At 64.9% G+C, this 9,383-nt stretch carries 9 protein-coding genes; 2 read left to right on the top strand and 7 right to left on the bottom strand.

Translation table 11 applies throughout. The features are described 5' to 3' along the window. Window positions 1-104 precede the first annotated feature (104 nt). Window positions 105-1,226: a bifunctional 3,4-dihydroxy-2-butanone-4-phosphate synthase/GTP cyclohydrolase II gene (ribBA, locus tag ACK1VC_RS16665; protein WP_191086725.1), complete on the bottom strand. Its 1,122-nt coding sequence runs from the start codon at window positions 1,224-1,226 to the stop codon at window positions 105-107. Window positions 1,227-1,304: 78 nt separating this feature from the next. On the opposite strand from ribBA, the gene ACK1VC_RS16660 reads away from it, so the two are divergent. Beyond that, on the top strand, window positions 1,305-1,598 hold the full coding sequence (locus tag ACK1VC_RS16660) for a DUF1330 domain-containing protein (RefSeq protein WP_023049469.1): 294 nt from the start codon (window positions 1,305-1,307) through the stop codon (window positions 1,596-1,598). A 252-nt stretch (window positions 1,599-1,850) separates the two neighbouring features. Here ACK1VC_RS16660 and ACK1VC_RS16655 read toward each other — a convergent pair whose 3' ends face one another. The 6 genes from ACK1VC_RS16655 to purU are packed head-to-tail and all read right to left on the bottom strand — an operon-like array spanning window position 1,851 to window position 8,674. Then, a complete protein-coding gene (locus ACK1VC_RS16655; protein ID WP_095115502.1) occupies window positions 1,851-2,456 on the bottom strand; it encodes a sarcosine oxidase in 606 nt (201 codons plus the stop codon). A gap of 3 nt (window positions 2,457-2,459) precedes the next feature. After that, on the bottom strand, window positions 2,460-5,363 hold the full coding sequence (locus ACK1VC_RS16650) for an FAD-dependent oxidoreductase (RefSeq protein ID WP_191086724.1): 2,904 nt from the start codon (window positions 5,361-5,363) through the stop codon (window positions 2,460-2,462). After that, window positions 5,360-5,665, bottom strand: a complete 306-nt coding sequence (locus tag ACK1VC_RS16645) for a sarcosine oxidase subunit delta (RefSeq protein ID WP_016487667.1) — start codon at window positions 5,663-5,665, stop codon at window positions 5,360-5,362. Before ACK1VC_RS16645 ends, ACK1VC_RS16650 begins: the two co-directional genes overlap by 4 nt. 11 nt (window positions 5,666-5,676) lie before the next feature. Next, window positions 5,677-6,918, bottom strand: coding sequence for an FAD-dependent oxidoreductase (locus ACK1VC_RS16640; RefSeq protein ID WP_016487666.1), 1,242 nt, complete (start codon window positions 6,916-6,918; stop codon window positions 5,677-5,679). Continuing rightward, window positions 6,918-7,811 carry a bifunctional methylenetetrahydrofolate dehydrogenase/methenyltetrahydrofolate cyclohydrolase FolD gene (gene folD / locus ACK1VC_RS16635; protein ID WP_102689041.1) on the bottom strand — a complete coding sequence of 298 codons (894 nt, stop codon included), beginning with the start codon at window positions 7,809-7,811 and terminating at the stop codon, window positions 6,918-6,920. The genes ACK1VC_RS16640 and folD overlap by 1 nt, the downstream gene beginning before the upstream one ends. Then, window positions 7,808-8,674 (bottom strand): formyltetrahydrofolate deformylase, encoded by an 867-nt coding sequence (gene purU / locus ACK1VC_RS16630; protein ID WP_016487664.1) that lies wholly within the window; start codon window positions 8,672-8,674, stop codon window positions 7,808-7,810. Before purU ends, folD begins: the two co-directional genes overlap by 4 nt. A 210-nt stretch (window positions 8,675-8,884) precedes the next feature. On the opposite strand from purU, the gene ACK1VC_RS16625 reads away from it, so the two are divergent. Further along, window positions 8,885-9,283: a hypothetical protein gene (locus tag ACK1VC_RS16625; protein WP_016487663.1), complete on the top strand. Its 399-nt coding sequence runs from the start codon at window positions 8,885-8,887 to the stop codon at window positions 9,281-9,283. The last annotated feature ends 100 nt before the right edge of the window (window positions 9,284-9,383 follow it).

Raw genomic sequence — 9,383 nt, 5'->3', positions numbered from 1 at the left:
CCCCCCCCCCCCCCCCCCCCCCCCCCCCCCCCCCCCCCCCCCCCCCCCCCCCCCCCCCCCCCCCCCCCCCCCCCACAAGGCCGGCGTCGCAGGGAGGGCGGAGGTCAGCCCGGCATTACGGGCTCGAACGCAATGCTCTGCACCACCTCCAGCTCATATCCCGCCAGGCCGGCGTACTTCAGCGGTGGCCCCAGGTGACGCAGCTTGCCCACGCCCAGGTCCTGCAGAATCTGCGCCCCGGTGCCCACTTCGGAGTACACCTTCGACTGCCCACGCTGATAAGGCCTTACCGGCTGGGTCAGCTGCGGTACACGCTCCAGCAGCGCCTGGGAGGATTCATGGTTGGCCAGGATCACCACCACGCCAGTACCTTCATCGGCCACCTTCTGCAGCGCTGCCCACAGCGTCCAATTGGGCGGGCCTGCGTATTCGGCACCGACCAGGTCGCGCAGCGGGTCGATCACGTGCACCCGCACCAGGGTCGGTTGCTCGCGACGGATGTCGCCCATGACCATGGCCATGTGCACACCGCCTTCAATGCGGTCCTCATAGGTGACCAGGCGGAAGGTGCCGTGCACGGTCGGCAGCTCGCGCTCGCCGATGCGCTTGATGGTCTGCTCGGTGCTCAGGCGGTAGTGAATGAGGTCGGCGATGGTGCCGATCTTGATGCCATGCCGGGCGGCGAACACTTCAAGGTCAGGGCGGCGGGCCATGGTGCCGTCGTCATTCAGCACTTCAACAATGACCGACGCCGGGCTGAAGCCAGCCAGGCGCGCCAGGTCGCAGCCGGCCTCGGTGTGGCCGGCGCGGGTCAGCACGCCGCCTTCGCGTGCACGCAGGGGGAAGATGTGGCCGGGTTGTACCAGGTCTTCGGGGCGGGCGGTGGGGGCCATGGCCGCTGCCACGGTGCGCGCCCGGTCGGCAGCGGAAATGCCGGTGGTGACGCCGATGGCCGCCTCGATCGACACGGTGAACGCCGTGCTGAAAGCGCTGCCGTTGGCCGGTACCATCTGCTCCAGGCCCAGGCGCTGGCAGTGTTCGTCGGTCAGGGTCAGGCAGATCAGGCCACGCGCTTCGCGGGCCATGAAGTTGATGGCCTGGGCGTCGCAACGCTCGGCAGCGATCAGCAGGTCGCCTTCGTTCTCTCGGTCCTCGTCATCCACCAGCAGGACCATCTTGCCTTGCCGGTAGTCCTCTAGAAGTTCCTCGATGGTGTTGAATGCCATGTTGCACGCTCACTGTGGTGGGGTGATTATTATGGTATACCATCATACACAAATATCGTCGTTTCAGGAGAGCAGCGCATGAAGGCCTATTGGATCGCCCACGTGGACGTAACCGACCCCGAGCAATACCAGCAGTACACCCAACGCGCTCCGGCAGCCTTCAAGGCATTCGGCGGCCGCTTCCTGGCACGTGGCGGGCGCAGTGAGGCGATGGAAGGGCGGCCAACCCCGCAGCGTAGCGTGGTGATCGAGTTTGATTCGTACGAGCAGGCCGTGGCGTGTTACCGGTCCGCGCTGTACCAGGAGGCGTGCAGCCATCGCCAGGGGGTGGCGAAGGCTGAAGTGATCATTGTCGAAGGGTTTGAACCCTGATGTTGGGCTGATGGCCCTTTCGCGGGTAAACCCGCTTGTGTCTTGGAGAAGGAATAGAATCTGAAGTGAGAGCGGTGAATGGCAAGCTGATAGCCCGAGGTGCCCAGAGCACGTGTGGGAGCAAAAGCTGCCATTCACCGTTCCACTTTGGCGAGAGCCCGAACAGTTGGATGAGGGCCGTGATCTCGAATCACAAGCGTGGGCCAAACGCCGAAAATCGTGCGGCGAACACGCTGCAGGCCTCACCGCGTATCAACCCACCAACGCACCCAGCTCAATCAAACCGCCATCGAATTCATCCATGGCATCCAGCATCGCTGCCCGCATGTACACCCGTGACGCCCGATCAAACAGCAACTGTAATGTTGGACGCTCATCGCTGCCCACATTCACCACAATCACATTGATGCGTGCCACCGAAGTCTGGGCCACCGCCCCGGCCGGAAACGCCTCGGCACGCAAGTCCACTGCGCACAACTTGGCCATCACCGCACTGCCAAGGGCTCCAGACAGCTGCAGCCAGGCATGGCTGTCCTGGCGCGGCAGCAAGTAGTTACGCTGGGCATCCTGCACCCACTCGGCCTCTGCGCCAGCCACCCGTGCGCCTTTGTCGGCCAGGCTGCCCAGCAGCAGGTACTCGGTCTGCGACAACCGCGCTACCCAGCCGCCGTCGTCCTGGCGCACGGCCTGGTTCGGCTGCGGCGGCAAACGGTAGCCGCGCTGCTGCAGGTAGGCGGCGGTGTCACCCCCGCGAAACCCGACCCGTGCCACATCGGTCAGGTCGGTCAACGCGCAGGTGTGCCGCCACTCGGCCCGCGGGCTGTGAGGGAGAAACGCTTCGGCTTGCAAACGGGTCATGGCTCAGAGCTCCTGGCGCTGGTTGTCGGGATCGTGGAACGGCAGTTGCACCACCTTGGCCTGCACCATCGCGCCGCCCTGCACGCGGATCGGGATGTGCATGCCTGGGGTGGCCTGGTGGGCACCGGCATAGGCCAGGCCGATGATCTGCCCTACGGTTTGCGAGTATTCGCAGGAAGTGACGTTGCCGCTGATGTCCGGCCCGTCCAGCACCAGGTGCCCCTCCATTGGTTGCGGGCTGCCCTTCGGCAGGGTGAAACCGACCAGCTTGCGCTTGAGCGGCTGCGCCTCAAGGATTTCGATGGAGCGCTTGCCGACGAAGAACGGCTTCTTGCGGCCGATGGCCCATTGCATGTCGATCTCTGCCGGGTGGGTCATGCCGTCGGTATCCTGGCTGATGATCACATGGCCTTTTTCCAGGCGTAGCAGGCGCTGGGTCTCGACGCCGAAAGGGCGAATACCCAGGCCTGCACCGGCTTGCATCAGTTCGTCCCACAGGCGCTCGGCATGGCGCGCCGGCACATGCACTTCGTAGCCCAGCTCACCGACGAAGCCGACCCGCAGGATGCGTGCGGGGATGCCCGCTACATTGCCCAGGCGTACGCCGAGGTAGGGGAAGGCTTCGGCCGACAGGTCCACGTCAGCGCACACCTTGGCCAGCACCTGGCGTGACAGTGGCCCGGCCAGGTTTACCGCGGCCAGGGCGGCGGTGACGTTGGTGATGTCCACGTCCAGGCGCCACTGCGCGTTCCACTTCAGCATCTGTTGATAGATGCGGTCCACGCCGCTGGTGGTGGCGGTGACATAGAAGTGTTGCTCGCCCAGGCGTGCGCAGACGCCGTCGTCGATCACCACGCCCTGTTCGTTGGTCATCAGCGCGTAGCGGGTGCGGCCGACAGGCAGCTTGGCAAAGCCGAAGGTGTAGACGCGCTCCAGCAGTTCTGCGGCGTCTGGGCCGCGCACGTCCAGGCCGCCCAAGGTAGACACGTCGATCAGGCCGACTTTTTCGCGCACATGGCGGGCTTCTTCCTGCATGCAGCGCTCACGTTCCTCGGGCTTGCCGTAGTAGGCCGGGCGTTGCCAGGTGCCGGCAGGCATCATTTTCGCCCCGGCTTGCAAGTGGCGGCGGTGCATTGGCGTTTGCCGGTAAGGGTCGAAGGCACGGCCGGCGACATGCGCCAGCTTTTCTGCCTGGAACGGTGGGCGGGCAGTAGTCACCCCGGTCTCGCTGATGCTGCGGCCGGTCGCCTGCGCTACCAGGCGTGCGGTGGGCAGCGCCGAGTGGCGGCCTTGGGACGGGCCCATGCCGACCGTGGAAAAGCGCTTGACCAACTGCACGTCGCGATAGCCGCTGCGGGTGGCGTTGACGATGTCGCGCACCTGCAGGTCTTCGTCGAAGTCGACGAAATCCTTGCCCTTGGGGTGCGCAAAGATTGGCCAGGGGAAATTGACCTTGGCTTCGGCGCTGAACACCGATTGTGGTGGCGCTTGCAGGCCCAGCGCTGCCACTGCATCGGCAGCCCCGCGCGTGGCATCGGCCAGCACGTTGGTCAGCGCGTGACGGCCGTTCACCGAGCCGGCGATGCCCAACCCGGCTGGCAGGTCGCTGATGGTGAACTCGTCGCGGTTGACGTCATAGGCCAACTTGCCACCGGCCTGGCACAGCAGCTGGTATACCGGCATGTAGCCCGCCGACATGCACAGCAGGTCGCAAGCCAGGCGCAGGCCATGAGGGCCGACCTTGCCCTGGCCGGTGATCGGGCGAATGTCCACGCCGTTCACATGACGCATACCCGCTTCGTGCAGTGCTTCGTACACCGTGCTGCCCAGGTACACGGGGATATCGCGGCGCTTCAGTTCGGCGGCCAGTGCGGCATCGGCCGGCGCAGCGCGCATATCGACCACTGCGGCCACGGCCACGCCTTGCTCCTGCAAGTCGAGGGCGGCCAGATAGCCGTCATCGTGGCCGGTGAGGATCACCGCGCGCTGGCCGGGCTTGACCGCATACAGCTTCATCAGCCGCTGGGCAGCGCTGGTCAGCATCACGCCCGGCAGGTCGTTATTGCGAAACACCACCGGCTGGTCGAACGAACCGGCTGCCACCAGGCAACGGCTGGCACGCACCTTGTACAAGCGTGTGTGCTGGATCACTGGCAAGTAGTTGTCGGTGAACCAGCCGTTGCAGGTGGCATCCAGCAGTACCTGGATGTTCGGGTGGACCTCGATGGCGGCCAACAGCTCCTGGCGCAGGCTGGCGGCGCGGGTGCCGGCGATGTCGAAGCGGGCGTAGGTGAGCGAGCCGCCCAGTACCGGCTGTTGTTCGATGAGCAGCACCTTGGCCCCGGCATTGGCCGCGTCCAGCGCGGCGCGCAGGCCGGCGGGGCCGCCGCCGATGACCGCCACATCGACGAACAGATAGGCTTTGTCGTAGTACTGCGGCTTGAAGCCAAGGTCGAGCACGCCCAGGCCGGCCTTTTTGCGAATCAGCGGTTCCCACACTTTCCACATGCCCTTGGGCTTGTAGAACGAGCGGTAGTAGAAGCCCACCGGCATGAAGCGTGAAAACTTGCCCAGACAGGCGTCGCGGTCATGCTCCAGGCTGCCGTTGAAGTTCTGCCCTGTGACCACCTGGCCCTCGCATGCGGCCTCCAGGTCGGCCAGCACGTTGGGTTCGTCAGGCAACTGCACCAGGGTGTTGGCATCCTGCCCGGCCATGCTCAGCGGGCCGCGTGGGCGATGGTATTTGAACGAACGCGACAGCAGCCAGCGGCCGTTACCGAGCAGGGCGCTGGCAATGGTGTCACCGGCAAAGCCCTGGCAGGCCTGGCCATCGAACTGGAAGCGCAGGGGCCGCTCGCGGTCGATCAGCAGGCCCATGGGCGCAGGGAGGCGAGTGTGGCTGTTCATCCGGCGATCTCCGGTGTGGCAACGGGGGTGAAGTCGACACGGCGGTCGAACAGTGCTTTCGGGTCGAAGGTGCGCAGCACCTGGTCACTCACCGTGTGACGCTCGGCCAGAAACCAGTAGCTGGAGGCGTTGTGCAGCCACCACTCGGTCACCACCCCGGCCAGGTTGTCGCTGTTGAACACGTAGTCTGCCCACTCGGCATCGCTGCAGCGGGCCGGGTCGGGCATGTGCTTGAATTCGCCGCCGTAGGTGAACTCGCTGATGTTGCGCGGGCCGTTCAAGGGGCAGGTCAGGATCTTCATTGTCGTTGCTCCTAGTGGCTGGCCGCAGTGGCGCCCATTTCGTTGACTTGCTGGAAGCGGCTGAAGCGCTCCAGGGCGAAGGGGGCGATCATTTCGGGCACTTTGCCGCCGCTGGCCACCAGCTCGGCCATGGTCTTGCCGCAAATTGGCGTGGCCTTGAAGCCCCAGGTGCCCCAGCCGGCGTCCAGGTAGTAGTTGTGCACCGGCGACAGGCCCATGATCGGGCTGTAGTCCGGGGTCATGTCGGTCATCCCGGCCCACTGGCGCATCAGCTTGGCGTTGGCCATGAACGGGAACATCTCGATGGCGTGGGCCAGCAGGCTTTCCTTGAGATCCAGTGTGGAGCGCGTGTTGTACAGCGGGTAGGGGTCGGAGCCGCCGCCAAAGACGATCTCGCCACGGCTGGTCTGCTGCACATAACAGTGCAGTGCCGACGAACTGACCAGCGGATCGAGGAACGGCTTGAACGGCTGCGTGACCATGGCCTGGAGCGGGTAGGTGTGAATCGGCGCACGTATGCCAGCCTTGGCCATCAGCAGCGAACTGGCGCCGGCCACGGCCTGGACCACGCAGCCGCACTGTACGGTGCCACGGTTGGTCTTGACCGCTTCGATGCGGCCATTGCGAATCAGCAGGTCCTGCACTTCGGTCAGCGGGTGGATTTCCACGCCACGCTTGGCTGCCTGCTTGGCGTAGCCCCAGGCGACTGCGTCATGGCGCGCGGTGGCGCCGTCGATGTGCCAAAGGCCCGCCAGCACCGGCAGGTGGCCGGGGTCGAGGTTAAGGCTGGGCACCAGTTCACGAATCTGCTGGCGGTCGATCATTTCGGTGCGCCCGCCGAAGTGCTTGTTGACTTCGGCCCGCTGGCGGAAGGCGCGCACGGTGGCATCGGTGTGCGCCAGGGTGAGCTGGCCGCGCTCGGAATACATGATGTTGAAGTCGAACTCGTTCGACAGGTTCTGGAACATGCGCACCGATTCTGCGTAAAAGCGCACACCTTCGCTGGTGAGGTAGTTGGAGCGGATAACCGCGGTGTTGCGTGCGGTATTGCCACCGCCCAGGTAGGCCTTTTCCAGCACAGCGACGTTGGTCACGCCATGGTACCTGGCGAGGTAGTAGGCGATGGCCAGGCCATGGCCGCCGGCGCCAATGATCACCACGTCATAGCGTGGCTTGAGTTCGCACGGTGGCGGCAGGTCGACCTCCACCGGGTAGTCGGCACTCAGGCCGTATTTCAGCAGGGCGAAAGGCATCAGGTGCGCTCCTGGTGGGCGGCCTGTTGTTGCAGGTCGAGGGCGAGCAGGGTGTTTTTCATCAGGTAGGCGATGGTCATCGGGCCGACGCCGCCGGGCACCGGAGTAATGCCGGCGACCTGGGGCAGGGCAGCGGCGAAGTCGACATCACCGACCAGGCGGCTGTGGCCGCCGTCATCGACGCGGTTGATGCCGACGTCGATCACCACCGCGCCGGGCTTGAGCCAGTCGGCACCGATCAGCCGTGGCTGGCCCACTGCCGCCACCAGGATGTCGGCCTGGCGGCAAAGCGCTGGCAGGTCGCGGCTGTGCGAGTGCACCACGGTCACCGTACAGTCGGCCTGCAGCAGCAGGGCAGCCATGGGTTTGCCGACAATGTTCGAGCGGCCGACCACCACCGCATGCTTGCCGCGCAGCTCGCCACAGGCGTCGCGCAGCAGGCGCATGCAAGCGCTGGGGGTGCACGGGGTGAGCACATCGCGGCCTTGGGCCAGGCCACCAACGTTCTCGCTGTGGAAGCCGTCCACGTCCTTGAACGGGCTGATGGCTTGCAATACACGGTGCTCGTCGATGTGCCCGGGCAACGGCAGTTGCACGAGGATGCCGTTTACCTCCGGGTCGCGGTTCAGGCGGTCGATCAAGGTCAGCAGGTGGGCCTGGGTGGTGTCGGCGTGCAGGCGATGTTCCAGCGAGCGGATGCCCACCTCTTCGGCGCGCAGTACTTTGTTGCGTACGTACACGTGGCTGGCGGCATCGGCGCCCACCAGCACCACGGCCAGGCCGGGTTGCACGCCGCCCTGGCGCAGTTCCAGCACCTGCTCGCGCACTTCGGCCAGCACCCGCGCGGCGGTGGCCTTGCCGTCGATCAGCTTGACGCTGAGAAGGGCGCTCATTTGAAGATCACCGTGCGGTCGTGGTTAAGGAACACCCGGTGTTCCAGGTGGTATTTCACGGCGCGGGACAGGGCGATGGTCTCGGTGTCGCGGCCGATGGCCACCAGATCGTCCGGTGCGTAGGCGTGGTCCACGCGCTGCACTTCCTGCTCGATGATCGGGCCCTCGTCCAGGTCGCTGGTCACGTAGTGGGCGGTGGCGCCGATCAGTTTGACCCCGCGCTGATAGGCCTGGTGGTAAGGCTTGGCACCTTTGAAACCGGGCAGGAACGAGTGATGGATGTTGATCGCCCGCCCCGACAGCTGCCGGCACAGGTCATCGGAGAGGATTTGCATGTAGCGCGCCAGCACCACCAGTTCGGTGCCAGTGTCCTCGACGATGCGCAGCAGCGCGGCTTCCTGTTCGGCCTTGGTGTCTTTGGTCACCGGCAGGTAGACGAAGCGGATACCCTGGCGCTCGGCCATCGGGCGCAGGTCCAGGTGGTTGGAGACCACAGCGGTAATGTGCATGTCCAGCTCGCCCTTGGCGTGGCGGTACAGCAGGTCGGACAGGCAGTGGTCGAACTTGCTCACCATCAGCAGCACGCGCATCGGCCGGGCGCTACTGTGCAGGCTCCACTGCATGCCGAAGCGCTGGGCCACGTCGGTAAAGCCAGCCTCCAGTTGCGGCGTATCACCACGGATACCGGTGTTGAAGCGAAACACCGCGCGCATGAAGAAGCGCCCATTGTCCTCGTCGTCGAACTGCGCCATCTCGCTGATGTAGCAACCGTGCTCGGCCAGGTAGGTGGTCACTGCGGCGACGATGCCGGACACGGCCGGGCAACTGACGCGCAGGATGAAGTGATCGGGAGCGGGGTGCATGTCGGGTAGGCCTCGTGATGGAGTGGGGCAGGTCGGGCACAAGGGCAAAAAAAGCTTCGCAAGGGGCAAAGTGGTGTTTCTTCGTGGGAATATAAATTTCCTTTTGGCGATTTATAGGCGAAATGAGGGCTAGCGGTCTAGCGGTTTGTGAAATTTTTTATCCTGACAGGAAAGTTTTTTTCGAGGCCTTTGCCGGGCTATGCTTGCTCCATGACACCACCCCCTCTGCGCCAACCTTGCCCTCCTGGTGCCTGCGACTGCGGCCGTGAACACTTGGTCGATCACCCGCAGGCGGCCCAGCGCATCCTCCTGCTGACCCGACAGGAAGAAAAGCGCCTGCTTGAACGCCTGGAAAACCTCAAGGACTTCGAGGACCTGCAACGCCTGCAGCAACGCCTGTACGAAAACCTCGGCATCCGCGTGCACATTGCCCCCGGCTACAACGAAGTGCGGACCATGCGCGGTATCGTCATTGAACTGGATGACCAGCCGGGTCTGTGCCGCAAGACCCGGCAGTCGATCCCGGCGGCAATTCGCCGCGGGCTGGAGCGCAACCCGCAGGTAGCCTTCCGTCTGCTCGATACCCACGACCTGCTGCGTGATGCCTGACCTTTGATTTCTGCACCGCTCCCACATGGGGCGCGCCAGTTGCTCTAATTTTTTCACCGCGTGCTACGTCTACTTGAAAGCCCCCTGCACCAGGCGTGCA

Source organism: Pseudomonas sp. XP2, assembly GCF_053557975.1.
Note: the sequence above shows the minus strand (reverse complement) of the source record. Positions and strands in the feature narration are given on the sequence as shown.

Excerpts from the sequence above, each read along its gene's own strand:
- ACK1VC_RS16640 (WP_016487666.1), bottom strand. The coding sequence starts at position 6,918 with ATGCCTTTCGCCCTGCTGAAATACGGCCTGAGTGCCGACTACCCGGTG.
- ACK1VC_RS16645 (WP_016487667.1), bottom strand. The coding sequence starts at position 5,665 with ATGAAGATCCTGACCTGCCCCTTGAACGGCCCGCGCAACATCAGCGAG.
- purU (WP_016487664.1), bottom strand. The coding sequence starts at position 8,674 with ATGCACCCCGCTCCCGATCACTTCATCCTGCGCGTCAGTTGCCCGGCC.
- ACK1VC_RS16655 (WP_095115502.1), bottom strand. The coding sequence starts at position 2,456 with ATGACCCGTTTGCAAGCCGAAGCGTTTCTCCCTCACAGCCCGCGGGCC.
- ribBA (WP_191086725.1), bottom strand. The coding sequence starts at position 1,226 with ATGGCATTCAACACCATCGAGGAACTTCTAGAGGACTACCGGCAAGGC.
- ACK1VC_RS16650 (WP_191086724.1), bottom strand. The coding sequence starts at position 5,363 with ATGAACAGCCACACTCGCCTCCCTGCGCCCATGGGCCTGCTGATCGAC.
- ACK1VC_RS16625 (WP_016487663.1), top strand. The coding sequence starts at position 8,885 with ATGACACCACCCCCTCTGCGCCAACCTTGCCCTCCTGGTGCCTGCGAC.
- folD (WP_102689041.1), bottom strand. The coding sequence starts at position 7,811 with ATGAGCGCCCTTCTCAGCGTCAAGCTGATCGACGGCAAGGCCACCGCC.
- ACK1VC_RS16660 (WP_023049469.1), top strand. The coding sequence starts at position 1,305 with ATGAAGGCCTATTGGATCGCCCACGTGGACGTAACCGACCCCGAGCAA.